Here is a 23,805-nt window from a genome sequence, read left to right as displayed (position 1 = left end):
ATGCCCCGAATCGGCCGACTCAGCACTCGATCACGTTGACGGCCAGACCGCCGCGCGCCGTCTCCTTGTACTTGACCTTCATGTCGGCGCCGGTCTCCCGCATGGTCTTGATGACCTTGTCCAGCGACACCGCGTGCACCCCGTCACCGCGCAGCGCGAGCCGGGCGGCCGTGATCGCCTTGATGCTAGCCACCGCGTTCCGCTCGATGCAGGGGATCTGCACCAGGCCACCCACCGGGTCACACGTCAACCCGAGGTTGTGCTCCATCCCGATCTCGGCGGCGTTCTCCACCTGCTCGGGGGTGCCGCCGAGCGCCTCGGCCAACCCGGCGGCGGCCATCGAGCAGGCCGAGCCGACCTCACCCTGGCAGCCGACCTCCGCGCCGGAGATCGAGGCGTTCTCCTTGAACAGCACGCCGATCGCCCCGGCCGCCAGCAGGAACCGCACCACTCCATCCTCGTCGGCGTCCTCGATAAAGCGGCTGTAGTAGTGCAGCACCGCCGGGATGATCCCCGCCGCGCCGTTGGTCGGCGCGGTGACCACCCGACCGCCGGCCGCGTTCTCCTCGTTCACCGCCAGCGCGAACAGCGTCACCCAGTCCATCACGCGCAGCGGGTCGGTGCTCCCGGTGTCCGCCTCCAGGCTGCGCCGCAGCTCCGCCGCGCGCCGCCGAACCTTCAAACCACCAGGGAGTACGCCGTCCCGCTCGCAGCCTTGCCGCACGCACTCCCGCATCACCCGCCAGATGTCCAGCAGGCCGGCCCGGATCTCCGCCTCGCTGCGCCAGGAGCGCTCGTTGGCCAGCATCACCTCGCTGATCGACAGGCCGGTGGCGGTCGTGACGTCGAGGAGCTGCGCCCCGGTCAGGAACGGGTACCGCACCGCAGTGCTGTCCGGCTTGATCCGGTCCGCGCCGGCCGCCGCCTCGTCCACCACGAAACCGCCGCCGACGGAGTAGTAGGTGCGAGCACGCAGTTGAGTGCCAGCCCTGTCGTACGCCGCGAAGGTCATCCCGTTCGGGTGGTACGGCAACGACCGGCGACGATGCAGCGTCAGATCCCGATCCGGGTCGAAGTCGATCTCGTGCGCCCCCAGCAGGCTGATCCGCCGCTCGGCCTTGATCCGTTCCACCCGTGGGCCGACGGTGTCCGTGTCGACCGTCTCCGGTGCCTCGCCGGAGAGCCCCAGCAGCACCGCCGGACCGCTGCCGTGCCCATGCCCGGTAGCGCCCAGCGAACCGAACAGCTCGGCCTGCACCCGCGCCGTGTCGGTGAGCAGCCCGTCGGCCTTGAGCCCCGCCACGAACGTACGGGCGGCCCGCATCGGCCCCACCGTGTGCGAACTGGACGGCCCGATGCCGACGCTGAAGAGGTCGAAAACACTGATCATGGCTGCGCTTCCTCGCCGTCCCGTCGTACGGGATCTGGCCCGCTCGTGGTCACCGGTAGGCGGCCCCGCTCGTGGCCGCCCGGTCGGACGGCCGCTCGGACACCCGGGGTAATGGGTGCCCAACCAGCGAGCCTACCCGCCCAGCCATCCCCCGACCGACGACGGCAACGGCGCCAGCCACCCGCAACCCGCCCGCCGTCTCACCGCCACCTCCCCGGAGCCTCCGGGAGCCTCCGGGGCCTCCCCCGGACGCCCCTCGCGCCCCTCGCGCCCCTCGCCCCCTCCCGGACGCCCCTCCCGGGCCGCTCCAGCCGCTCCCGGGCCGCCGGGCAGCCCGGGTGCGAGCGCGCGAGTGCCGGATGCGGGGATGCACACGTCAAGATCACGCACGATCCTGAATGCAGTGGCCTCGTGCCGCTTGGGACCCCACTACATCCAGGATCGAGCACGATCTTGCGCGGGGCGCGGGGCGCGGGGCGCGGGGCGCGGGGCGCGGGGCGCGGGGCGCGGGGCGTTGGAGTGGGGCCGCACGGGTATGTACCTACGGGTCCACGGGCTGCCGATCATCCCCCAGACCGAGGGCGGGACGGTGACCCCTTCGTACCGTGGATTGCAGACGCGGCGCGCTGCCGCAGAGTGGGAGTACGACATGAGTCGCAAACTGGTTCGGCCCCGCCAGGGGCGCATGATCGCCGGTGTCTGCGCCGGCCTCGGTCAGCGGTTCGGTATGTCCGCCGGGATGGTGCGGCTGCTGTTCCTGCTGTCGCTGCTGCTGCCCGGCACCCAGGTGATCGTCTACCTGATCCTCTGGGTCCTCATGCCGAACGAGGACCGCTACCTCGCCTCCACCGGCCACTGACTCACACGGCAAGCGCTGCACAGCCTCCCGCCCATCCGAGAACGCCCCGCCCCCGGGCCGCCAACTTCAGGGATGTTGCTGCCTCGCGACCGGCGGAAGCACCAACATCCCTGAAGTTGCGCAGATCTTGGGTGACGGCGCGGGGGGTGTTCAGCACGAAGCGCCCGCTCCGACGTGACCGTCAGGGCGGGCGCTCGCGTACGGACGCGGGGCGGGGTCAGGGTGCGGTGTAGGTGACCGCGACCCGCTGGTAGCCCAGCGAGCGCATCAGCCCCTCCAGCATCTTGCGGGTGTTCTCTTCCGCGCGGGCGGAGAGCCCGCTGTCCCGGGCGGCGGCGGTGATGCGTTCCTCGGCCAGTTGGTAGACCTGCTGCTGCCGGTTGGGGTCGTTGCCGACCAGGTCACCGAGCCGGTTGAGCAGACCGCGCTGCTCGGCGAAGACGTAGCTCTTCTCGAGGTCGAGGTTGGTCTCACCGAGTTGCGGAGCGGGCAGTTTGATCTCGACCGAGGTGCCGTCGGCGGACTCGACGACCGCACCCTCACCGATTTTGGCGAAGTCGACGTACGCCTCCACGCTGCCGGCCCCGACGAAGAGGGTGCGTTCGTTGAGCAGGAAGTCGGGGACGTTGCGCCGGTCGTTCTGGGTGTCGACCACGACCTGGAAGTTGCCCTCCGCGGCCACGTAGCGGCTGAGGTCCTGAATCGACTTCAGCAGCGGCGGCTGACTGCGGTCGGTCTGCTCCTTGGCGAACGGGTTGCGGAAATCCGGCAGGAAGCCGGTCGCCTGCACACCGAGCAGCACCACCACGGCCAGCGCGGCAGCGCCGAGCAGCAGGAGCAGGCCACGAGCCGCCCCACCTGCCCCACCCGTGCCACCGGTCGTCGGGCCGTCGGGTGTGTCCGCGGTCGGGTCGGGTGCCGCGGTCGAGCGCTCCTTGAGATCGTCGCCGGTCGGGTAACCGGGGAACTCCCTCGTGGGCTCGTTGATGCCAGCGTCGCGAGCCATCACACTCACCGTCCTCGTCAGACACGTCGTCTGTCAATGACGGTACGGCCCCCGTACGACAGTCGCGCGGCGAGCGGACGGAAAGAGCAAAAGGGCAGGTCAGGCGAAGGCAGAGAGCCCGGTGAGCCGCTGCCCGATGACCAACTGGTGGATCTCCGAGGTGCCCTCGTACGTCAGCACGCTCTCCAGGTTGTTCGCGTGCCGCATGACCGGGTACTCACCGGAGACGCCGTTGGCGCCGAGGATGGTGCGGCACTGCCGGGCGATGGCCAGGGCCTCCCGCACGTTGTTCAGTTTGCCCACGCTGACCTGCTCGGGGCGCAACCGGTCGGCGTCGGCGAGCCGGCCGAGGTGCAGGGCGAGCAGTTGGCCCTTGACCAGCTCGACGGCCATGTCGGCGAGCTTGGCCTGGGTGAGCTGGAACCCGGCCAGCGGGCGGCCGAACTGGGTGCGGGTGGTGGCGTACGTCAGGGCGGTCTCCAGGCAGTCCCGGGCGGCGCCGACCGAGCCCCAGACGATGCCGTAGCGGGCTTCGGTGAGGCAGCTCAGCGGAGCCTTGAGCCCGATCGCCTCGGGCAGTTGGGCGTCCGCCGGGAGCCGGACGTCGTCGAGCACGATCTCGCCGGTCACCGAGGCGCGCAGCGACATCTTGCGACGGATCTCGCGGGCCGTGACACCGGGCGTGTCCATGGGTACGGCGAAACCCCGCACGCCGGAGTCGGTGCGCGCCCAGATCACCCCGACGTCGGCGATCGGCGCGTTGGTGATCCACATCTTGCCGCCGGTGAGCACCCAGTCGTCGCCGTGGCGGCGTGCGCGGGTGGTCATCGACGCCGGGTCGGAGCCGTGGTCCGGCTCGGTCAGCCCGAAACAGCCGATCGCCTCGCCGGTCGCCATCGACGGCAGCCAGCGCTGCTTCTGCTCCTCGCTGCCGTAGCGCCAGATGGCGTACATGGCCAGCGAGCCCTGCACCGAGACCAGCGAGCGGACGCCGGAGTCGCCGGCCTCCAGCTCCTGGCAGGCCAGCCCGTACGCGATGGCGGAGGCGCCGGCGCAGCCGTACCCGGTCAGGTGCATGCCGAGCAGCCCGAGCTTGCCGAACTCCCGGGCCAGCTCCCGGGCCGGTACGCGGCCCTGGTCGTACCAGTCGGCGACGTACGGGCGGACCTGGTCGTCGACGAGTTGGCGGACGACGTCGCGGATCTGCCGCTCCTCCTCGCTGAGCGACGGGTCCAGGTCGAGCAGGTCGAGGGCAGCCATGCCGTCACCTTAACGAAGCTTCAGGAGTGCTCGCGTCACTCGATCGACCCGGAGAGCACCAGCACCCGGGCGTGGATCTGGTTGCGCTGCTGCAGGGCCGCGCGCAGGGCGCGGTGCAGACCGTCCTCCAGGTAGAGCCCGCCGTTCCACTGCACCACGTGCGGAAAGAGGTCACCGTAGAAGGTGGAATCCTCGGCGAGGAGCTTGTCGAGCGCGAGCTCACGCTTGGTGGTGATCAACTGATCCAGGCGCAGCGGACGGGGCGGGATCTCCGCCCACTGCTTGAGCGTCAGGTTGTGCTCCGGATAGGGACGCCCGTCCCGGACCGCTCTGAAGATCACGACGGCACGCTCCCCTCCCCTGTGGCCGGACCGACCGACGGCGCCGAGCCGGCCGGGCCGCAGCGGGCACCGCATGGCGCAGCACCGATGACCGTGCCAGCCTAGCGGCCCAGCGCACGTCGCGTTCTGCTGCCTGATGTCAGTTTCGCTACCCCTCGTCCGTTCCGCACCCGGACGAACAGGATGAACACCTCAGCTCCACCGCCCGCGTCGTACCACCTCGTCCAGCCCACGACGCCCTCGGCGCAGGGACGGTGACCGATGGTCGGGCGCCCGGTAACCGATGGTGATCGCGCCGATGGGGTGGTACTCCGTCGGCACACCGAACGCGTCCCGGTACGCGGCCAGCCGCTGCGGCGGAATGCCGAAGAAACACGCCCCCAGACCCTCGTCCACGGCGGTGAGCAGCATCAGCAGCGAGGCGAAGCCGGTGTCCACGTACCAGTAGGGCACCTGCCAGCGCTCGGTGGAACGGTCCGTCCAGCCCTTGTCCGGCTCCGCGTACCGCCGCAGGTAGGCCGATTCGTTGGCGTGCGGCACGACGATCAGCGGTGCCCGACGCATCCCCGCCAGCCAGCGCTCCCGCCCTCCGCCCTCGGGCGTGGTGGCGGCCCAGAACCGCTCCCGGTCGGCCGCCTCCTCCAGCAGCAGGAAGCCCCACCCCTGGGCGAACCCGGCCGACGGGGCGCGGACCGCGTGGTCGAGCAGCCGGTCCACCACGTCGGGCGGGACCGGACGGTCCGGGTCGTAGTTGCGCACCATCCGTCGACGCCGGACGACCTCGGCGAACTCCATCCCGCGCCCCCTCGTCGGCCCGCTCAGGCCCCGGGCCGGATGCCCCAGGAGCCCCGCCAGGTGGTGCCGGGCTTGAGCGTGAGCATGTCCTTGCCGGAACGGAACGCGTCCGGCGGGCAGGTCATCGGCTCGATCGCCACCGAACGCCGGTGCCGCTCGCCGGTGAGCGCGTCGCCGGTGAAGACCTGCCACCAGCCGAACTCGGCGTCCGCCCAGATGCTCACCCCGGACGAGCCGTCCGGGGCGGCCAGGCTTACCGAGGAGCCGCCGTCGGCGTCGCGGATGACCTCACCGAAGCAGAGGTCCAGCACGGCCGCGCCGATCCGGCGCGGGCTGGTCCAGTCGTACTCGGTGCCGCTCACCGGGGTGACCCCGACCGGCAGCAGCCGACCGTCCACCAGCACCCGGCTACGCGTCGGCAGCCGCATGACCAGGTCGTCCACCGCGACACCCGGCAGTTGCAGGTACGGGTGCACGGAGAAGCCGAACGGCGCCACCTCGGCACCGATGTTGGTCACCTCGTGCTCGGCGCGCAGACCGTCCGCGTCGACGCTCCACCTGCTGACCAGCCGCAGCGGCCACGGGTAGCCGGGCTGCGGCGGCAGGTCGTACCCGACCGTCACCGTGTCCGCCGTCTGCTCCAACAGCCGCCACGGCACCCAGTTGACCAGTCCGTGGATGGCCACGTGCCGCTCCGGCTCGGTCAGCGGGAGCTGGTGCGTCCGGTCCGCGAACGGGTAGCGGCCGTCCCGGATCCGGTTCGGCCAGGGCGCCAGCACCTGCCCGGCGCAGCCGGGACAGACCTCGTCGGTCCCGTACCCGTCGAGCAGGTCGACACCGTCATGCCGGTACGTCCGCAGCCCGCCGCCCACCTCGACGATGACGGCCTCGTGGCCGGCTGCGGCGATGGTCCACTGGGCGCCGGAGAACGGGCGCTGGTCGGGGCTGTCCATGCCGGCGACCCTAACCGGTCACGGCCGGTCACCGCTCGACGGCGTCGCGGCCCGGTAGCGCAGCAGCGCCGGGAAGGCGACCGCGAGCCCCACCACGAGCACCGCCGAGGCGAGCCCGCCGGCCACCCAGGCCACCCCTCCGCCGAACCCGGCGGCCATGGTGCCGGCCCGAAGGTCGCCCAGTCGCGGCCCGCCGGCCACCACCACCGTGTTGACGCCCTGAAGTCGACCGCGCATCCGGTCCGGCGCGTAGATCAACAGCATCGACTGACGCAGCACCGCGCTGACCAGGTCGGCGGCACCGGCCACGGCGAGCAGGACGACCATCAGCCAGAGTTGGTGGGCCAACCCTGCGGCGGCGATCGCCAGGCCCCACGCGACCACCGCGACCACCAGCCCGAGCCCCTGCCGGCGGAGTCGGCCGATCCAACCGGAGGTCAAACCGCCGATCATCGAGCCGATCGCGATGGCGGCGTAGAGAAGGCCGACCGCACCACCACCGCCGAACCGTTCGTGCGCGATCTCCGGGAAGAGCGCCCTCGGCATGGCCAGGATCATCGCGATCAGGTCCACCCCGAAGGAGAGCAGCAGCACCGGCGTGGTGGCCAGGTAGCGGAACCCGTCGACCACGCTGGCCAGGCCGCCGCGGCGGGGCTCGCCGTCGGCGGCGGGCTCGGGCGGCAGCGCGGGCAGGCGCAGCGCGGCCCAGAGCATCGCGGTGAACAGCACCGCGTCCACGCCGTACGCGACCGAGAGGACCAGCCTGGTGTCCGTGGAGGCGGCGAGGATCAGACCGGCGGCGAGCGGTCCGGCCACCGAGGCGGCGGTGAACGTCGTGTAGTTCAGGGTGCTGGCGGCCGGCACCAGGTTCTCCGGAACCAGCCGGGGCAGCATGGCGCTGCGAGCCGGCGAACTGATCGCGAACGCCACCGACTGCACCGCCATCAACGCCAGCAGCAGCACCGGGCTGCCCACGTCCAGCAGCGCCTGGACCAACAGACCGAGGGTGGACGCCCAGAGCAGCACCGACCCGCCGAGCAGCACCACGCGGCGGTCGCGGGCGTCGGCGATAGCGCCGCCCCAGAGCCCGAAGACCAGCAGCGGTACGAAGGCCGCCACGCCCAGCAGGCCGACCCACAAGGAGTCCCTGGTCAGGGCGTACATCTCCACCGGCACGGCGACGGCGGTGAACTGGAAGCCGAACATCGCCACGGTGTTGCCGAGCCAGAGCCGCCGGTACGCGGGCACGCGCAGCGGACGTACGTCGATCGTCCAGCGGCCTACCCCTCGCCGCCGAGCCTCCTGCACGCCGGTCATGGCGCCAGCCGCTCGACGATCCAGCTTCCGTCGCCGCCCGGGGCGCCGCCCGGCGGCCCGTCGTCGGTACGGCGGAAGCGCAGCCGGTCGTGCAGGCGGCCGGCCCGGCCCTGCCAGAACTCCACCGAATCGGGCCGGACCCGCAGCCCACCCCAGTTCGGCGGGGTCGGGATGACCGCCTCGTCGACGAACCGCTCGGCCACCTCCCGGTAGCGCTCCTGGAGCGCGGCCCGGTCCGGCACCACCTGCGACTGCGGGCTGGCCCAGGCACCCAGTTGGGAACCGCGCGGCCGGCTGGCGAAGTACGCCTCGGTCACCGACCGGTCGACCGGGGTGATCCGGCCGGCGACGACCACCTGCCGCTGCATGGGGAACCACGGAAAGACCAGGCTGGCGTACGGGTTCGCGGACGCCTCGACACCCTTGCGCGAGAGGTGGTTGGTGAAGAAGACGAAGCCCCCGGGGTCGTACCCCTTCAGCAGTACCGTCCGGCCGCTGGGCCGGCCGTCGGCGTCGGCCGTGCCGACCACCATCGCGTTCACCTCGGGTAGCCCGAAGGCCACCGCGTCGGCGAACCAGCGGTCGAACTGGGTGTGCCAGTCGGCGGCCAGGTCAGCCTCGGTCAGGCCCAGATCCGCGGCGTACTCGTTACGCATCGCGGACGGACCAGGTGTGTCCCCCGTCACGTCCTACTCCTTTTCGGTGGCCCTGTCGGCGCACTCCCGCGCTGACCAGCCCGCACCGCCCAGTCTCACCGAGTGGCGCGGAGAATGCGCGTCCGGGGATGTCGTGTGCAGCACAGTCGCAGCGGGTCGCGTATCCAGTTACTCAGCAGGCAAGATGTTCCGAACACATCCCTGAGGGTCGCCTAAGGGCCTCGGCCGACCGGGCCGGATGAGCTGATCGGGCGCACCGAGCAGATCCAGGAGAGCGACATGGCCGATTTCAAACCCGGGCTGGAGGGCGTCGTAGCCTTCGAGACCGAGATCGCCGAACCTGACCGTGAGGGTGGCGCGCTGCGCTATCGCGGGGTCGACATCGAGGATCTGATCGGCCAGGTCTCGTTCGGCAACGTGTGGGCGCTGCTGGTCGACGGCCGCTTCGGGCCGGGTCTGCCGCCGGCGGAGCCGTTCCCGGTGCCGGTGCACTCCGGTGACATCCGGGTCGACGTGCAGTCCGCGGTCGCCATGCTGGCCCCGTACTGGGGGCTCAACCAACTGCTGGACATCTCCGACGAGCAGGCCCGTGAGGACCTCGCCCGGGTCTCCGTGACCGCGCTCTCCTTCGTCGCCCAGTCCGCCCGGGGCCTCGGCCTGCCGGCGGTGCCGCAGAAGGAGATCGACAAGGCGCAGACCATCGTCGAGCGGTTCATGAAGCGCTGGCGTGGCGAGCCCGACCCCCGCCACGTCAAGGCCGTCGACGCGTACTTCATCTCGGCCGCCGAGCACGGCCTGAACGCCTCCACCTTCACCGCCCGGATCGTCGCCTCCACCGGGGCCGACGCGGCGGCGTGCATCTCCTCCGGCATCGGCGCCCTCTCCGGCCCGCTGCACGGCGGCGCGCCGTCCCGGGTGCTCAGCATGCTGGAGGCCGTCGAGCGCAGCGGCGATGCCGAGGGGTACGTCAGGGGCGTCCTCGACCGGGGTGAGCGGCTGATGGGCTTCGGCCACCGGGTCTACCGGGCCGAGGACCCGCGCGCCCGTGTGCTGCGGCGTACCGCCAAGGAGTTGGGCGCACCGCGCTTCGAGATCGCCGAGGCGCTGGAGAAGGCGGCCCTCGCCGAGTTGCAGGCCCGCCGCCCGGATCGGGTGCTCGCCACCAATGTCGAGTTCTGGTCGGCCGTCGTGCTGGACTTCGCCGAGGTGCCGGCGCACATGTTCACGTCGATGTTCACCTGCGCCCGGATGGGCGGCTGGAGCGCGCACATCCTGGAGCAGAAGCGCCTGCAGCGGCTGGTCCGCCCGTCCGCCCGTTACGTCGGCCCGGAGACCCGCAAGCCGTCCGACGTCGAGGGCTGGGCCGCCATCCCGCACGGCGTCTGAGGAAGGCCGCACCCGGGGGCCCGCTCCGCACCAGCGGCACGGGCCCTCGGGCATTCCCGGGTCACTTCCCGCCAGAAGCTCCAGGTCATCGACGCGCCTGTGGCGGACGCCTCACTCTCCGGGGTGGGACTGGCGTCGAGGCGGGCCGGCGCAGGTGCGAGGATGGCCACGGCAGTGTCGCCTGAACAGGCTCGGACGCGCCGTAGGCGGCAAGACATCGTCCGCGCCCTGCCAGCTCACCGGGCTATTGGCCCATGCGGAAGGATCTTGAACACCGTGGCTGACGCACCCACCATCCGGATTCCCGACGAGATCAAGCCCGCTGACGGACGATTCGGCTGCGGCCCGTCCAAGGTCCGTCCGGCGGCCGTGTCCGCCCTCGCCGACGTGGCCACCAGCTACCTGGGCACCTCGCACCGGCAGAAGACGGTCCGCGATCAGGTGGCCCGGCTGCGCGCCGGCATCGCCGAGTTCTTCTCGCTGCCCGAGGGCTACGAGGTCGTGATCGGCAACGGCGGCACCACCGCGTTCTGGGAGGTCGCCACGTTCGGCCTCGTACGCGACCGAGCGCAATTCGCCAGCTTCGGCGAGTTCGGCGCCAAGTTCGCCAAGTCGGTCAAGGACGCCCCGTTCCTGGGCGAGCCGACCGTCCGCAAGGCCGACGCGGGCAGCGCGCCGACCCTGGTCGCCGAGAGCGGCGTGGACGTCTACGCCACCCCGCAGAACGAGACCTCGACCGGCGTGGCCGTGCCGATCAGCCGGGTCGCCGGGGCGGACGAGGGCTCGTTGCTGCTGGTCGACGCCACCTCCGGCGCCGGTGGCCTGGAGGTCAACGTCGGCGAGACCGACGTCTACTACTTCGCGCCGCAGAAGTGCTTCGGCTCCGACGGTGGCCTCTGGCTGGCCCTGATGTCGCCGGCCGCACTGGACCGGGCCGCCGAGATCAAGGCGTCCGGGCGCTACATCCCGGCCTTCCTGGACCTGGTCACCGCGATCGACAACTCGCGGCTGGAGCAGACGTACAACACCCCGGCGCTGGCGACCATCTTCCTGGCCGCCGAGCAGACCGACTGGATGAACGCGCAGGGTGGCCTGACCTGGGCCGCGAAGCGCACCGCGGAGAGCGCCGCAGCGGTGTACGGCTGGGCGGAGCGGTCCACCGTGGCCACCCCGTTCGTGACCGATCCGGCGCTGCGGTCCAACGTGGTCGCGACAATCGACTTCGCCGACGGGGTGGACGCCACCGCGATCGCGAAGGCGCTGCGCGCCAACGGCATCGTCGACACCGAGCCGTACCGGAAGCTGGGTCGCAACCAGCTGCGGGTGGCGCTGTTCCCGGCCGTCGAGCCGTCCGATGTCGAGGCGCTGACCGCCTCCATCGACTACGTGGTCGAACGCCTCTGACGATCGTCACGGTCGGTGTTGGTCGGAGCCTCGACCGACACCGACCGTGATCATCGCCGCAGCTCAGTCGCGACATGCGGGGTGTCGCTTCCCCCACCCCGTGGCAGATGCGCGTACGGTGTTCGGAGACGCCTGGGTGGCCGACTCGTGGCGTGCGGCCAGCGAAGCGGGACGGAGGCAACGCAATGCGCCCAGTACGCTTCGTCGCCCTCTCCGAGGACGGCCATGCTCTTGTTCTCGCCGACGAGGTCGGGCGACTGCTCGCCCTGCCGATCGACGAGCGGATCGCCGGTGCGATGCACGCCGAGCCCGGCGCGCCGCCGCTCGCGGTGGCACCGAGCGCCGCCGACCCGATCCCCTCACTGTCCCCCCGGGACATTCAGGCCCGGATCCGCTCCGGTGAGTCCGCGGAGGACGTCGCCCGGATCGCCGGTGTGCCGGTCGACCGGGTGCTGCGCTATGCCGGCCCGGTGCTCCAGGAGCGGGCGATGCTCGCCCAGCACGCCCGCCGCACCCGCCTCAAGGGCGCGGAGAAGCCCACGCCACTCGCCGAGGTGGTCAACGGCCGGCTGAGCCAGCACGGCATCGACACCGAGAAGATCTCCTGGGACGCATACCGGCGCGACGACGGCACCTGGCGGATCATCGCCACCTGGCCGTCCGGCAAGGCCACCGCGCAGGCCATCTGGGATCTCGACAAGACCCGGCAGGCGGTCACGCCGCACGACGACATGGCGCAGTACCTGTGCGCCGAGCGGCCCACGCCGATCCTCGGTCAGGAGCCGGCACCGGAGCGGGGCGGGCATGCCCTGCCCGGTCCGTCACGTGGTGAGCCGAGCCGTGGTGGCCACGGGTTGCCGGCGGCGTCCGAGCACCCCCGCCCCGGTCGTGACCCGATCCGGGCCGGGCGGGACGCCCTGCTCGCCTCACTGGACCGCCCGCTCGGCTCCTCGTCGGGTCGCGGCCTGGAACCGCGTACCCCGGCTGCTCTGGCCGGGTCGGACGCGCCCCGGCAGCGGCCGGTCGGCGGCGGTGCCGCCGCGCTCCTCGGTGGTGGCCAGGGGTCGGCCTTCGACGACGACGCGGACGCGCCCAAGGAGGTCCCGGCCGTGCCATCGCTGGCGGTGTTGCGGCCTCGACGGACCGGTGCCGCCGCGGCGGCCGGTGGCGAGTCCACCGACGCCAACGGCAAGCCGCGTAAGCGGCTGCCGAGCTGGGACGACGTCCTCTTCGGCAGCGGCCCGGCCGCGCGCGAGTCTTCCTGACGCTCCGCGTCGACGGGTGGCGGTTCACCCCCGGTGGCTCAGTGGTGCCGTTGCCGGTGCCCAGCCCGAGCCGCTGGCAGGGTCAGGCCGGCGGAGTGCAGCACACCCTCCACCCGCACGCGCTCGATCTCCTGGTCGACGCCTGTCAGTTCGGCGAGGTGCTCGGTGATGCCGAGGGCGCGGCAGGCCAGCCGGAGCCGGTCGTCGTACGCCTGGACCACCGTGCTGTGCCAGACCATCGACCGGCCGGTGCCGCCGAGCCGCTGGCCGCCGAGGCGACGCAGGTCGGCGGCGAGCTGTTCCAGGGGACGTCGGTCGGTGCGGTCGAACTCGCTGAGGTCGAGGTCACGGGTCAGCGAGTCGGCCTCGACGGCACGGTCGAGACGGGCGATCGTGCGTCGTTCCCGACGGCGCTCGCGCCACTCCGACCAGCCGCAGACCACCCGGTCGAGGATCTCGTCGGCGCAGAAGAGCAGGGCGAACGCCGCCGGGAGGCTGGCCACGGCGAGGAACGCCAGGACCAGCATCAGCGCGCGTTCGGCTCCCACGTATCGACGCTAAGCCCCGTCGTGCCACCCCGCCAGCGATTTGGCCGCATCCGCGAGATCCGCCGATCAGGGCTCCCCCTGTCGGCAACGGTCCCCTCCTCCACGGAACTGGCAGGAAGGGACCGCTGCGCACCCGTCAGCAGTCGGGGGAGACGACGTAGAAGCGGGGCATCGGCAGCACCCGGAAGCGCACCCGGGCGCCGGAGCGGCGCAGTTGCCAGGTGAGCGCGATCAGGGCGGTGGTCAGCGAGATCAGCCCGCCCATCCAGATGCTCGCGCCGGCACCGAAGTGCTCCGCGACCCAGCCGATCAGCGGTGCGCCGACCGGGTTGGTGCCCAGGAACACCAGCACCCACAGGGCCATCACCCGACCCCGGAAGGCGGCGTCCACGCCAAGCTGGACGCGCTGGTTGGCGGCCTGGGCGAAGAAGACCATGAAGAAGCCGGTGGGCACCAGCAGCGCCACGACCAGCCAGTACGTCGACGCGAAGCCGACCATGGTGCCGAAGCTGGCGCAGGCGATGGCCGCACCGAGCACCAGCCAGACCGACGGGCGGCTGCGCCGGCCGGTGCCGCTGAGGGCGCCGCCGAGCGCGCCGACCGCCAGTGCCGTGCTGAACAGGCCGAAGGAGGCGGCGCCGGTGTGGAAGACCGTCTTGGCCAGCGCGGCCAGGGTGAGCTGGAAGTTGAACAGCGACATGCCGATCACCGACATCACCGCCATCGGCAGCAGCAGGTCCGGGCGACGCCACACGTACCGCAGCCCGTCGACCACCCGGGCGGGCGCCCGTTCGTCGCGCGGTAGCAGCGCGTCTCGGTACAGCTCGGCGGTCCGCATCCGGACCACGTTGACCAGCGGCGCGATCGAGCTGAGCGCGGTGAAGAGGAACACCGGGCCCACGTCGAAGGCGGCGATGGCCAGGCCGGCGACGGCCGGGCCGACGATCCGGGCGGAGTTGAAGACGGCCGCGTTCAGCGACAGCGCGTTGGGCAGCAGCGGCGTGCCGACCAGTTCGGAGACGAACGACTGGCGGACCGGGGTCTCCACGGCGTTGGCGGTGCCGAGCAGCGCGGCGAACGCGAAGACGTGCCAGAGCTGCACCATGTCGGTGAGGACCAACACGGCCATGCCGAGCGCCAGCACGGTCCAGAAGGCGTTGGCGACGAAGAGCAGCATCCGCTTGTCGTACCGGTCGGCGAGCCGGCCGGAGAGCAACGTGAGCAGCAGCACCGGGGTGAACTGTAGTGCGGTCACCACGCCGAGCGCGGTGGCCGAGTTGTCGGAGAGCTCGAGGACCAGCCAGTCCTGGGCGATGAACATCATCCAGACGCCGATCATTTTGATCAGCTGCCCGGATGCGAAGAGCCGGTAGTTGCGGACCTGTAGGGACTGGAACATCGTGCTCAGCTTGGCCTGCACTCTTGGTGCGCCTCCTTGGACGTACGCGTCATCGACACGTGACGGCACGGCCCGGTGGCGCGGGCGCGGGCTCAGGCGCGAGCGAGCTGCTGGAGAATCCCGGCGGCCCTGAGCAGGGTCTCCCGTTGGTCCTCGTCGAGCGCGGCCAGCCGATGGGCCAGCCACTCATCGCGGGCCCGCTCGAACTGGTCGAGCACGGCCTGCCCTCCTTCGGTCGCCGCGAGGATGACCTGCCGGCCGTCGGTCGGATGGGGGGTCCGCTGCACGAGGCCGCGCTCCTCCAACTTCGCAACGATCTTGGTCATCGTCGGTGGCTGCACCCGTTCGACCTCGGCCAGTTCCCGGGGCGTCATCGTGCCCGCCAGCCGGAGGCTGGTGAGGGCCGAGACCTGGGTGACCGTGAGGTCGCCGACCGGCCGGGCCCGTCGGACCCTCCGGTTGAGTCGGGTGATCGCATCACGCAACTGGGGAGCCAGTTGCGCCGGTGGCACGCGTTCCGCCGTCACCGTCCGCTCCGTCACGATAGTTAGCTTAACTAATGAGCCTGGCTAACGACATCCGATATGACCAGGCTCACGAGGACATTTGCGTCGTTTCGGGCGGGGAATCTGGTTCGACTCCCCGCCCGAACGTCGTCAGAGCACCAGGGACTCGATGGGCCCGCGCAGGAAATACAGCACGAACAGCGCGGCCACCCCGTACAGCAGCGGGTGGATCTCCCGGGCCTTGCCCTTGGCCAGCTTGACCACCACGAAGGTGATCAGACCGGCGCCGATCCCGTTGGAGATCGAGTAGGTGAACGGCATCAGCACGATGGTGAGGAACGCCGGAATGGCGATCTCGTAGTCGGACCAGTCGATCGTCCGCACGGCCGTCATCATCAGGAAGCCGACCACCACCAGGGCCGTCGAGGCAGCCTCGAACGGCACGATCACCACCAGCGGCGCCAGGAACATCGCCAGCAGGAAGAGCGCGCCCGTGACCAGGTTGGCCGCGCCGGTCCGGGCACCCTCCGCGACACCGGCGGCACTCTCGATGTACGACGTGTTGCTGGAGGTGCTCGCAGCACCGCCGGCCGCCGCTGCGATCGAGTCGACCAGCAGGATCTCCTTCGCCCTTGGCGGAGTGCCCTTCTCGTCGAGCAGACCGCCCTCCTGGCCGACCGCCACCATCGTGCCCATGGTGTCGAAGAAGTCCGTGATCAACAGGGTGAAGACGAACATCAACACGACCAGCCAGCCGGCCCGACCCCACGAGTCGAGCACGTTGAACTTGCCGAGCAGCGACAGGTCCGGCACGTCCACCACCGTCTTCGGCAGCTCCGGCACGTTCAGCGACCAACCCTTGGGGTTGGGCTTACCGTCGACGAACGACGGGCCGATGTTGCCGACCGCCTCCACGATCACCGCCAGCACGGTGGACGCGAGGATGCCGATCAGGATCGCGCCCTTCACCCGCCGCACCACGAGCACCAGCGTGATCAGCAGACCCACCACGAAGACGAGCATCGGCCAGCTCACCAGCTTGCCGCCGATGCCCAGACCGACCGGGACGGTGGTGTTGGCGTCGTCCGGAATCCGCCGGACGAAACCGGCGTCCACCAGGCCGATAATGGTCAGGAAGAGGCCGATGCCCACGCCGATCGCGGTCTTCATCTGGGTCGGCACCGAGCGGAAAACGGCGGTCCGCAGGCCGGTCAGCACCAGCACCGCGATGATCACACCCTCGATCACCACGAGGCCCATCGCGTCGGCCCAGGTCATCTCGGGTGCGATCTCGTACGCCACCAGGGCGTTGACACCCAGGCCGGCGGCGAGCGCCAGCGGGAACCGGCCGACCACCCCCATCAGGATCGTCATCAGGCCGGCGACCAGCGCGGTCACCGCGGCGAGCGCGGGAATCGGGAGAGACTTTCCGTCACCGTCGACGGCACCGCCCAGGATCAGCGGGTTGAGCACCACGATGTACGCCATCGTGAAGAAGGTCGCCAGACCACCACGTACCTCACGGCTCACCGTCGAGCCACGGGCGGAAATCTCGAAGAAGCGGTCAAAGCCGTTACGCGGTTGAGCGGGAGCGGGTGGTGTGCCGTTCTCGGGCGGCAGAACTGCCATCAGGTCCTCGCAGGGTGATCTTCCGGTTTGACGCCGGCATCGTCCCAGATCACTGGCGGGCAGGGGAAGTAGATCGCGTACGCTTGCCGGGTGCCGAACGACCAGCAACCGCGGCCCGCGCCGCTGGACCCACCGATGGTGCCGTTCGCCGTCGCCGGGCTGATCGCCTGGGCGGTCGCCGGGCTGGTCCTGCTTGTTTTCTTCCGCAGCTGGCTGACCGAGCACGACCACCAGAACTGGCTCTGGACCTGCCTGGCCGGTTTCCTGTGGGGCTTCCCGGGCCTCGCCGTGATGATGCGGCACGACGCCAACCGACGTCGCCGCCGGGCGAGCTGACCTCAGCCGCCCGCCCCGGCACCGCCGCGAACGGTCAGGAGTGCCCGTACGGCTCCGCCGGCTCGGCGGACTCCACCGAACCAGGGGCGCGGCTGACCGACATGGCCTCCACCGCGCTGTCGTCGTACACCGTCGGAAGATCGTCGACCGTGGTGTCGGCGGCCTCGATCAACGTCTCGGAGTGGGCGCCGCAACCGTGGTCGGCGCTCACCACCCGGCCGTCGTCGGGGGCGTAGAAGTTGCCGCACGCACCGAAGGCCTGCCGCATGGCACCGGCCAGCGGCAGGTAGAAGCCGCAGGTGCCGCAGCGGGCGGCGGCCGGGGCGGCGGTGGAGATGGCCGCGCTGGGACCGTGGTCGCCGTCGTACCAGCGCTGCGCCGCGTCGGCGCGACCCTCCCGGGACAGCACCCGGGGCCGGCCGAAGCCCAACTCCCAAGCCGTCTCCTCCACCGCCGGGTCGTCGGAGAGCAGATAGCCGGGGGCCAGCCGCTCGTCCTCCGGTGAGGTCGGCAGCAGGTCGCCCGGGCCGAGGTCGCCCGGCTTGAGCCGCTCCTGCCAGGGCAGCCAGCCGGGCGCGAGCAGCGCGTCCGGGCCGGGCAGCAGCACCGTTTCGCAGATGGTCACCGTCCGGCTGCGCGGCACCCGGGTCACGGTGACCGCCCACCGCCAGCCCCGGTAGCCGGCGAGACGACAGTCGAAGTAGTGGGTGACCAGCCGATCACCCTCGGCCACGACCTGCAGGTGGTCGCCGACGTCATCGGCACCCACCTCGGTGATGCCAGCACGGGCCACCTCGACGGCGGCGGCGCAGACCTGGTCGAGACGGGCGGCACGGGTGGAGGCGGGCCTGGTCACCCAACCATTGTTCCTCATGCGCCCCGCACGGGTGACAGGGACTCCCGGGGAACCTTTCGCCGCAGTGGTGCGGCGTATGGGCAGCGGATGGGCGAGGATGGTGCACATGCCGCCGTACTCCCGCTCCGGGCGATCCGTCCTCGGGCGGACCGTCGGCAATCTTATTCGGGCCATCCGCCTGCTCCTGCGTGGTTCGGTGGGCAGCGGACGCTGGGTGACCCGCCACGCCGGCCGAGCCCGGACCCGGGGGGCCGGCGGCGAGGTCGGGATGGTCCGCCTGTTCGACCTGCACGCCGTCTCCTGCGCGGGCGACACCCTGATCGCCATCGGCCTGGCCGGGACGATCTTCTTCAACGTGCCGTTGGGCGAGGCCCGCAGCAAGGTCGCGCTCTACCTGCTGGTGACGATGGTTCCGTTCGCGATGCTCGCCCCCGTGGTGGGCCCGCTGCTGGACCACTTCCGGCACGGCCGGCGGTACGCGCTGGCCGCCACCATGCTCGGCCGGGCATTCCTGGCGTGGCTGATCTCCGACTACATCCACGGCTTCGGGCTCTATCCGGCCGCCTTCGGGGTGCTCGCGCTGTCCCGGGCGTACGGCGTGGCCCGGTCCGCGGCGGTGCCCCGGCTGCTGCCGGCAGGGCTCGGCCTCTCCCAGGTGGGCGCACGAGCCAGTGTCTACGGCACGGTGGCGGGCGCACTCGTGGCGCCCATCGGGCTGGCCGCGTTCTGGTTCGGGCCGCAGTGGCCGCTGCGCGTCGCGTCGGTGATCTTCCTGGTCGGCATGGTCATCTCGCTGCGACTGCCGCCGAAGGCGGATTCGGAGCCACCGGAGCGGGTCCCTCGGCCGCTGCGGGCTCTGGGCCGGCGACGGGGCGACCGGCCGCTGGGCCGGGGCCGCCCCGCCGGCCGGCTGGTGATCGCCAGCCTGATCGGCGCCGCGACCCTGCGCGCGATGTACGGCTTCCTGCTGCTCTTCCTCGCCTTCGCGATAAAGAAGGGCGACCTGGACACCGAGGTGTTCGGCCGGGACCTGGGCGCCGAGTGGGCGCTGGGGCTGGTCGGCGCCGCGCTGGCCGTGGGCAGCTTCCTGGCCACCGCGGTCGGCACCCGTCTGCGCATCCACCGGCCGACCGCCATCCAGTCCAGCAGCATGATCATCGTGGCCGGGGTGGGGGTGCTCGCCGTCATCCAGTTCTCACTGCTGATGGTGGCCCTGCTCTGCCTGGTCACCGCGCTGGTCAGCGGTGTGGCCAAACTGGCCGTGGACGCCTCGATCCAGGAGCGCATCCCGGAGCGGCTGCGGGCCAGTTCGTTCGCCCACTCCGAGACGGTGCTGATGCTCGCCTTCGTCGTCGGCGGTGGGCTCGGGCTGGTCCCGTTCGACGGTCGCACCGGCATCGCGGTCGCCGCCGGCGTGGGCGTCCTGGCCGCCGGCCGGGGGGTGTTGGTAGCCGCCCGGCTGCGCGCCGAGAAGCTGGCCGGCCGGCCGCTGGGTGACGACGAACTGGCAGACGACGAGACGGCCGACGAGCCCACGACTCCGAACGACGCCGCCCCCACCTCGCCGGCACCCGCCCAGGCCAACTCGCCACAGTACGAAGACCCCGGGCTCGCCCCGCCGGGCTACCACATCTACCGCCCATCCTCGGCTGTTGGCGGCCCCGGAAACGGCGCCGACGACGAAACCCGCCGAGAGTCCCCCGGGCCCGTGTCGTGACCGGCCCTGCCGTGACCGACTCTGCCGTTACCTGGCCCCTCTCGTGACCGGGCTGCTGGTGGTGACCGCGGTGCCGGCCGAGGCCGACGCGGTGCGGGCGGGCCTGACGGACACCACCGTGACCGTCGCCCCGGTCGGGGTCGGCCCCGCCGTGGCCGGCGCCGCCACCGCCCGGCTGCTGGCGCTGGCCGAGGCGGCCGGGCGCCCGTACCGTGCCGTGGTCAGCGCCGGCGTGGCCGGCGGCTTCGCCGGGCGCGCCGCCGTCGGTGACACCGTGCTCGGCACCGCGAGCGTCGCCGCCGACCTCGGGGCCGAGTCACCCGAAGGCTTCATCCCGGTCGACGAACTGGGGATGCCGCCCGCGCTGCTCGGGGGCGGCAGCGTGGTGCCGGCCGACCCGCAGTTGCTGGCGGCGCTGCGGGCCGCCCTGCCGGCCGCCACGACCGGTCCGGTCCTCACGGTCAGCACGGTCACCGGCACCGCCGCCAGCACCGAGGAGCTACGCCGCCGCCATCCGACCGCCGTGGCCGAGGCCATGGAGGGGTACGGGGTGGCGGTCGCCGCCGCGCAGGCCGGCGTGCCCTTCGTCGAACTGCGCACCATCTCCAACCCGATCGGCCCTCGCGACCGTGACGCCTGGCGCCTGCACGAGGCCCTCACCGCCCTGACCGAGGCGGCTCCCGCACTGCGCTGACCCACCCGTAACGCCGCCGGCTTGGGCTCGGCTGTAAGGCCGCAGCCTTGCGCTCAGCCATAAGGCGGCAGCCTTGCGCTCAGCCGTAGGGCCGCAGCATTGCGCTCAGCCGTAGGGCGGCGGCATTGCGCTCAGCCGTAGGGCCGCCACCTGGGACTCAGCCGTAGGGCGAACGGCCGGCGGGCCTCGATCTCGAATCCGCAGGCCAGCAGCAGCTCGACGCCGAAGCCCTCGGCGATCCCCGCCGCGTCCTCGATCCCCGCCTGGCGCATCTCGGTGACCAGGGCCGTCACCAGTCGGCGCCCGAGCCCCAGCCGTCGGTACCGGGCAGCGACGAGAACTCCGTCGAGCACCATCTCCCGCTCCGGCATGCCGGGATGCCACTCCCCGTATTCGAGGTGCGGGCTCCGCTCGTGCGCCCGCAGCTCACCGACCAGTTCCCCGTCGGGTAGCTCGGCCAGAAACCGCCAGCAGGTGGCCGGCAGGTTGTCGCCGGTGATCCGCCGCACCTGAGCCGTGCGCCGAACCTCAGCGCCCCAGCGCCGGTTGTCCCGGTAGCGTCGGTTCAGCTCGTAGGCAGCCGGTGGCAGCGGAAGTGGATAACGCTCGGGCGGCAACCGGTACCACTCCGCCCACCATGCGCCCGGCCAGTCCCGGGGCTCGTGGACCTCCCAGACGTCCAGGTGAGCGGGATACCGCCGTCCGGCCTCGTCCCGCATGTCGTCGTGGGGGACAAGCGTCGGCGCGGTGATCGCGGGTGTCGGTGCTGGCACGCCGACTGCCACCTCCCCGCCTGCCGCCCGGACCAGCCGCTCCACAGTCCGGAACCGGGGATCGACCGATCGCCCCGACTCGATCCGCGCCAGCGTCGGCTGCGGCACGCCGGATTTCTCGGCCAACTCCCGCTGGCTCAGATCGGCACGACGACGCAGAGCTCGAAGCATCCTGCCGAGTTCGATGCGGTCAGTCCCGTCGGTGTGGTCAGTCCCGTCGGTGTGGTCAGTCGCCTCGCTCACAGGCCGATCGTCCCCGCTGGTCAGCGAGCTATCAACACCCTCGTCGAGCCTGTGGATAATGCTGTGGACAACTGTCCGGGGCGGTGGATGACCCACTCCACGGGCCCTTTGGAGTTGAACCGTTTGCGACATCGCCACGGCCGTCCACGCCCCCGACCAGCCGGAGCGGTTGTCGGTTGGCCGAGCCGAAAGCCAGGTGGCGTTGCGGCAAACCGCCGACGGACCGCCCGCTTCACCGCAGCCGCCGCTACCACAGTCGGCACCACAACGACCCGCGCGATTACGACCGAATTCAACCTGATTCGTTCACGACATCAGCTCCAAAGGGGCCGGCACCACCACCAACCACCCGCACCACCACGACCGAAGTAACACTGATTCGCTCACGACATCAGCTCCAAAGGGAGCCGAGGTGGGTAGGTGGCCGAGTCGGGAGGGGCCCACTACGCCCACAAGGGCGAGGGCGAGCTGAGCGCGAACGGGGGCGCGCGGCACCGCCTGCTCACGGGTGCCGCGCCGCCGTCGCGGATCACAGTGGGCGGGGGTGGGCGCGGACCGCGGGCCGGGTGCGGGGCTAACGTGAGGGGCGTGGCGCTCTCCCTGGCGATCTCGCCCTGCCCCAATGACACGTTCGTCTTCGACGCCCTGGTGCACGGTCGGGTGCCCGGCGCGCCGCCGGTCGAGGTGACGTACGCCGACGTGGACGTCACCAACACGGCGGCCGAGCGGGGCGCCTTCGACCTCGTGAAGGTGAGCTTCGCGGCGCTGCCGTGGCTGCTCGACGACTACCACCTGCTGCCCTGCGGCGGCGCCCTCGGCCGAGGATGTGGGCCGCTGGTGCTCACCCGGGGCGACCGCGACGGCGGGCCGGACCGCACCGACCTGACCGGTGCCACGGTGGCGGTGCCGGGTGACCGGACCACCGCGTACCTGCTGTTCCGGCTCTGGTCGGCCGGTCGGCCGCCGGCCCGGATCGAGGTGGTCCCGTTCCACGAGATCATGCCGGGCGTCGCGGCCGGTCGGTACGACGCCGGGCTGGTCATCCACGAGGCGCGGTTCACCTACCACCGGCACGGCCTGAGCGCGCTGGTCGACCTCGGCGAGTGGTGGGAGGCCGACACCGGCCTGCCCATCCCCCTCGGAGCGATCCTGGCCAAGCGTGGCGCGGTGGACCCGGAGGCCGCGGCCGGCTGGGTTCGCGAGTCGGTCCGGCAGGCGTGGGCGGACCCGGCGGCCAGCCGGGAGTACGTGCTGGCGCACGCCCAGGAGATGGAACTCGACGTGGTGGACCGGCACATCGGCCTCTACGTCAACGAGTTCACCGCAGACCTGGGCGAGGCCGGTTTCGCCGCGGTGGCGGCACTGCTCGACCGGGCCGCCACCGCCGGCCTGGTGCCTCAGACCTCCAGCTCGCGCGCGACCGCGTGGACCAGCTGAGCGATCTTCTGCGCGGCCTTCTTGTCCGGGTACCGGCCCCGGCGCAGGTCCGGCTGGACCTTCGCCTCCAGCACCTTGATCATGTCTTCGACCAGACCGTGCAGCTCCTCGGCCGGCCGACGGCGCAGCTCCGCCATCGACGGCGGCGCGTCCAGCAGCTTGACCCCCATGGCCTGCGCGCCCCGGCGGCTGTCCACCACGCTGAAGTCGACCCGCTGGCCACCCTTGAGGTCGGTGACGCCCGCCGGCAGGGCACCCTTGGGCAAAAACACGTCGCCGCCCTCGTCACTGGTGACGAAGCCGTATCCCTTGGCCGTGTCGTACCACTTCACTCGACCCGTAGGCACCTGAAAACCCCTGCTTCACTTGAGCCGCTACTGCTCCAAGGCTAGCTGGATCATGCCGTTCAGCGCGGCCGAGAATTCGGTGAGCTCGTCCAGCACCACGTTCGCCCCGGCCGCGCGCAGCTCATCGGGGGAGCACGGGCCCGTCGCGACGCCGATGCCCGGCACCCCGGCGGCCTGCGCAGCCGCCATGTCCGCGACGTGGTCACCGACGTAGTGGGTGGCGTCGTGCTCCCGCAGGGCGGTCGCCTTCTGCTCGGCGAACAGGTCGCCCGCCAACTCGTCGACCGTGAGACCGAGGTGGTCCAGGTGCAGCCGGGCCAGCCGGCCCATTTTCGCAGTGACGACCAACACACGACCGCCCTGAGCATGGACCGCGTCGATCGCCTCCCGCGCGCCGGGCAGCGGCACCGTCGGGGTGATCGCGTACGCCGGGTAGAGCTCGCGGTACACCCGCACCGCCGACTCGATCTCCTCCGGTGGGAACCAGTGCGCGATCTCGGTGCGCAGCGGCGGGCCGAGCCGGGACACCGCCAGGTCGGCGTCCACCGGCACGCCGGTCTTCGCGGTCAGCGCCCGGAAGGTCGCGGCGATGCCGGGCCGGGAGTCCACCAGGGTCATGTCGAGGTCGAATCCGACGGTCAGTGCGGGCATGTCGAGAAACGTACCCGGCGACTCCGGACCGGCCGGA

General features: G+C 71.7%; 24 protein-coding genes. 8 read left to right on the top strand and 16 right to left on the bottom strand.

What is annotated here, in order from left to right; translation table 11 throughout:
* Positions 1–19: 19 nt before the first annotated feature.
* On the bottom strand, positions 20–1,390 hold the full coding sequence (locus ABZ808_RS12170; RefSeq protein WP_357004270.1) for an L-serine ammonia-lyase: 1,371 nt from the start codon (positions 1,388–1,390) through the stop codon (positions 20–22).
* 649 nt (positions 1,391–2,039) lie between these two features.
* Here ABZ808_RS12170 and ABZ808_RS12165 point away from each other — a divergent pair.
* Positions 2,040–2,249: a PspC domain-containing protein gene (locus ABZ808_RS12165; RefSeq protein ID WP_354816434.1), complete on the top strand. Its 210-nt coding sequence runs from the start codon at positions 2,040–2,042 to the stop codon at positions 2,247–2,249.
* A 217-nt stretch (positions 2,250–2,466) separates the two neighbouring features.
* Here ABZ808_RS12165 and ABZ808_RS12160 read toward each other — a convergent pair whose 3' ends face one another.
* The 7 genes from ABZ808_RS12160 to pdxH all read right to left on the bottom strand — a co-directional run bounded on the left by ABZ808_RS12160 (position 2,467) and on the right by pdxH (position 8,577).
* Positions 2,467–3,255: a DUF4230 domain-containing protein gene (locus ABZ808_RS12160; RefSeq protein WP_357004267.1), complete on the bottom strand. Its 789-nt coding sequence runs from the start codon at positions 3,253–3,255 to the stop codon at positions 2,467–2,469.
* A gap of 99 nt (positions 3,256–3,354) precedes the next feature.
* Positions 3,355–4,515, bottom strand: a complete 1,161-nt coding sequence (locus tag ABZ808_RS12155) for an acyl-CoA dehydrogenase family protein (protein ID WP_357004264.1) — start codon at positions 4,513–4,515, stop codon at positions 3,355–3,357.
* Positions 4,516–4,550: 35 nt separating this feature from the next.
* The gene (locus tag ABZ808_RS12150) at positions 4,551–4,856 is read right to left on the bottom strand and encodes a type II toxin-antitoxin system VapB family antitoxin (protein ID WP_357004262.1); all 306 of its coding nucleotides are present in this window, start codon (positions 4,854–4,856) and stop codon (positions 4,551–4,553) included.
* Positions 4,857–5,048: 192 nt separating this feature from the next.
* Entirely contained in the window at positions 5,049–5,651 is a 603-nt protein-coding gene (locus ABZ808_RS12145) for a nitroreductase family protein (protein ID WP_357004258.1), read from the bottom strand.
* 23 nt (positions 5,652–5,674) lie between these two features.
* Positions 5,675–6,604 carry an aldose 1-epimerase family protein gene (locus ABZ808_RS12140; protein ID WP_357004255.1) on the bottom strand — a complete coding sequence of 310 codons (930 nt, stop codon included), beginning with the start codon at positions 6,602–6,604 and terminating at the stop codon, positions 5,675–5,677.
* 18 nt (positions 6,605–6,622) lie between these two features.
* Positions 6,623–7,921, bottom strand: a complete 1,299-nt coding sequence (locus ABZ808_RS12135; RefSeq protein ID WP_357004252.1) for an MFS transporter — start codon at positions 7,919–7,921, stop codon at positions 6,623–6,625.
* Positions 7,918–8,577: a pyridoxamine 5'-phosphate oxidase gene (gene pdxH, locus ABZ808_RS12130; RefSeq protein WP_357004854.1), complete on the bottom strand. Its 660-nt coding sequence runs from the start codon at positions 8,575–8,577 to the stop codon at positions 7,918–7,920. Before pdxH ends, ABZ808_RS12135 begins: the two co-directional genes overlap by 4 nt.
* Before the next feature lie 279 nt (positions 8,578–8,856).
* Between pdxH and ABZ808_RS12125 the strand changes: the two genes are divergently transcribed.
* The 3 genes from ABZ808_RS12125 (at position 8,857) to sepH (ending at position 12,632) form a co-directional block, all read left to right on the top strand.
* Positions 8,857–9,963 (top strand): citrate synthase 2, encoded by a 1,107-nt coding sequence (locus ABZ808_RS12125; RefSeq protein WP_357004249.1) that lies wholly within the window; start codon positions 8,857–8,859, stop codon positions 9,961–9,963.
* 276 nt (positions 9,964–10,239) lie between these two features.
* A complete protein-coding gene (gene serC, locus ABZ808_RS12120) occupies positions 10,240–11,367 on the top strand; it encodes a phosphoserine transaminase (RefSeq protein WP_357004246.1) in 1,128 nt (375 codons plus the stop codon).
* A gap of 185 nt (positions 11,368–11,552) precedes the next feature.
* Positions 11,553–12,632 (top strand): septation protein SepH, encoded by a 1,080-nt coding sequence (gene sepH, locus ABZ808_RS12115; RefSeq protein ID WP_357004243.1) that lies wholly within the window; start codon positions 11,553–11,555, stop codon positions 12,630–12,632.
* Between the two features lie 38 nt (positions 12,633–12,670).
* On the opposite strand, the gene ABZ808_RS12110 is transcribed toward sepH, so the two are convergent.
* From ABZ808_RS12110 to ABZ808_RS12095, 4 genes are all read right to left on the bottom strand, one after another.
* On the bottom strand, positions 12,671–13,180 hold the full coding sequence (locus tag ABZ808_RS12110; RefSeq protein ID WP_357004240.1) for a hypothetical protein: 510 nt from the start codon (positions 13,178–13,180) through the stop codon (positions 12,671–12,673).
* Positions 13,181–13,316: 136 nt separating this feature from the next.
* Positions 13,317–14,600, bottom strand: coding sequence for an MFS transporter (locus ABZ808_RS12105; protein ID WP_357004237.1), 1,284 nt, complete (start codon positions 14,598–14,600; stop codon positions 13,317–13,319).
* A gap of 71 nt (positions 14,601–14,671) precedes the next feature.
* Complete coding sequence (locus ABZ808_RS12100) at positions 14,672–15,121, bottom strand: MarR family transcriptional regulator (RefSeq protein WP_357004234.1); 450 nt, start codon at positions 15,119–15,121, stop codon at positions 14,672–14,674.
* A gap of 114 nt (positions 15,122–15,235) precedes the next feature.
* Complete coding sequence (locus tag ABZ808_RS12095) at positions 15,236–16,714, bottom strand: NCS2 family permease (RefSeq protein WP_357004232.1); 1,479 nt, start codon at positions 16,712–16,714, stop codon at positions 15,236–15,238.
* Positions 16,715–16,804: 90 nt separating this feature from the next.
* On the opposite strand from ABZ808_RS12095, the gene ABZ808_RS12090 reads away from it, so the two are divergent.
* Complete coding sequence (locus ABZ808_RS12090) at positions 16,805–17,050, top strand: DUF2530 domain-containing protein (RefSeq protein WP_357004229.1); 246 nt, start codon at positions 16,805–16,807, stop codon at positions 17,048–17,050.
* Between the two features lie 34 nt (positions 17,051–17,084).
* On the opposite strand, the gene ABZ808_RS12085 is transcribed toward ABZ808_RS12090, so the two are convergent.
* Complete coding sequence (locus tag ABZ808_RS12085) at positions 17,085–18,014, bottom strand: DUF3027 domain-containing protein (protein ID WP_357004226.1); 930 nt, start codon at positions 18,012–18,014, stop codon at positions 17,085–17,087.
* Here ABZ808_RS12085 and ABZ808_RS12080 point away from each other — a divergent pair.
* Together ABZ808_RS12080 and ABZ808_RS12075 are read left to right on the top strand one after the other, a co-directional pair.
* Positions 18,013–19,623 carry an MFS transporter gene (locus ABZ808_RS12080; protein WP_357004223.1) on the top strand — a complete coding sequence of 537 codons (1,611 nt, stop codon included), beginning with the start codon at positions 18,013–18,015 and terminating at the stop codon, positions 19,621–19,623. The genes ABZ808_RS12085 and ABZ808_RS12080 overlap by 2 nt on opposite strands.
* Positions 19,624–19,666: 43 nt before the next feature.
* Positions 19,667–20,317 carry a futalosine hydrolase gene (locus tag ABZ808_RS12075; protein ID WP_357004220.1) on the top strand — a complete coding sequence of 217 codons (651 nt, stop codon included), beginning with the start codon at positions 19,667–19,669 and terminating at the stop codon, positions 20,315–20,317.
* A 131-nt stretch (positions 20,318–20,448) separates the two neighbouring features.
* On the opposite strand, the gene ABZ808_RS12070 is transcribed toward ABZ808_RS12075, so the two are convergent.
* Entirely contained in the window at positions 20,449–21,333 is an 885-nt protein-coding gene (locus tag ABZ808_RS12070) for a GNAT family N-acetyltransferase (RefSeq protein WP_357004216.1), read from the bottom strand.
* Positions 21,334–21,921: 588 nt separating this feature from the next.
* On the opposite strand from ABZ808_RS12070, the gene ABZ808_RS12065 reads away from it, so the two are divergent.
* Positions 21,922–22,770: a 1,4-dihydroxy-6-naphthoate synthase gene (locus ABZ808_RS12065; protein WP_357004213.1), complete on the top strand. Its 849-nt coding sequence runs from the start codon at positions 21,922–21,924 to the stop codon at positions 22,768–22,770.
* Here the strand turns inward: ABZ808_RS12065 and ABZ808_RS12060 are convergent.
* Both ABZ808_RS12060 and ABZ808_RS12055 read right to left on the bottom strand, forming a co-directional pair.
* Complete coding sequence (locus ABZ808_RS12060) at positions 22,731–23,117, bottom strand: cold shock domain-containing protein (RefSeq protein ID WP_074316242.1); 387 nt, start codon at positions 23,115–23,117, stop codon at positions 22,731–22,733. The genes ABZ808_RS12065 and ABZ808_RS12060 overlap by 40 nt on opposite strands.
* Positions 23,118–23,144: 27 nt before the next feature.
* Positions 23,145–23,768, bottom strand: coding sequence for an HAD hydrolase-like protein (locus tag ABZ808_RS12055; RefSeq protein WP_357004210.1), 624 nt, complete (start codon positions 23,766–23,768; stop codon positions 23,145–23,147).
* Between the last annotated feature and the right edge of the window lie 37 nt (positions 23,769–23,805).

This window comes from Micromonospora sp. NPDC047527 (genome assembly GCF_040643015.1).
GTDB lineage: Bacteria > Actinomycetota > Actinomycetes > Mycobacteriales > Micromonosporaceae > Micromonospora.
This window is presented reverse-complemented; position numbering and strand designations above follow the sequence as displayed.

Excerpts from the sequence above, each read along its gene's own strand:
- ABZ808_RS12135 (WP_357004252.1), bottom strand. The coding sequence starts at position 7,921 with ATGACCGGCGTGCAGGAGGCTCGGCGGCGAGGGGTAGGCCGCTGGACG.
- ABZ808_RS12055 (WP_357004210.1), bottom strand. The coding sequence starts at position 23,768 with ATGCCCGCACTGACCGTCGGATTCGACCTCGACATGACCCTGGTGGAC.
- pdxH (WP_357004854.1), bottom strand. The coding sequence starts at position 8,577 with ATGCGTAACGAGTACGCCGCGGATCTGGGCCTGACCGAGGCTGACCTG.
- sepH (WP_357004243.1), top strand. The coding sequence starts at position 11,553 with ATGCGCCCAGTACGCTTCGTCGCCCTCTCCGAGGACGGCCATGCTCTT.
- ABZ808_RS12125 (WP_357004249.1), top strand. The coding sequence starts at position 8,857 with ATGGCCGATTTCAAACCCGGGCTGGAGGGCGTCGTAGCCTTCGAGACC.
- ABZ808_RS12160 (WP_357004267.1), bottom strand. The coding sequence starts at position 3,255 with ATGGCTCGCGACGCTGGCATCAACGAGCCCACGAGGGAGTTCCCCGGT.
- ABZ808_RS12080 (WP_357004223.1), top strand. The coding sequence starts at position 18,013 with ATGCCGCCGTACTCCCGCTCCGGGCGATCCGTCCTCGGGCGGACCGTC.
- ABZ808_RS12095 (WP_357004232.1), bottom strand. The coding sequence starts at position 16,714 with ATGGCAGTTCTGCCGCCCGAGAACGGCACACCACCCGCTCCCGCTCAA.
- ABZ808_RS12170 (WP_357004270.1), bottom strand. The coding sequence starts at position 1,390 with ATGATCAGTGTTTTCGACCTCTTCAGCGTCGGCATCGGGCCGTCCAGT.
- ABZ808_RS12145 (WP_357004258.1), bottom strand. The coding sequence starts at position 5,651 with ATGGAGTTCGCCGAGGTCGTCCGGCGTCGACGGATGGTGCGCAACTAC.
- ABZ808_RS12140 (WP_357004255.1), bottom strand. The coding sequence starts at position 6,604 with ATGGACAGCCCCGACCAGCGCCCGTTCTCCGGCGCCCAGTGGACCATC.
- ABZ808_RS12085 (WP_357004226.1), bottom strand. The coding sequence starts at position 18,014 with ATGTGCACCATCCTCGCCCATCCGCTGCCCATACGCCGCACCACTGCG.
- ABZ808_RS12165 (WP_354816434.1), top strand. The coding sequence starts at position 2,040 with ATGAGTCGCAAACTGGTTCGGCCCCGCCAGGGGCGCATGATCGCCGGT.
- ABZ808_RS12155 (WP_357004264.1), bottom strand. The coding sequence starts at position 4,515 with ATGGCTGCCCTCGACCTGCTCGACCTGGACCCGTCGCTCAGCGAGGAG.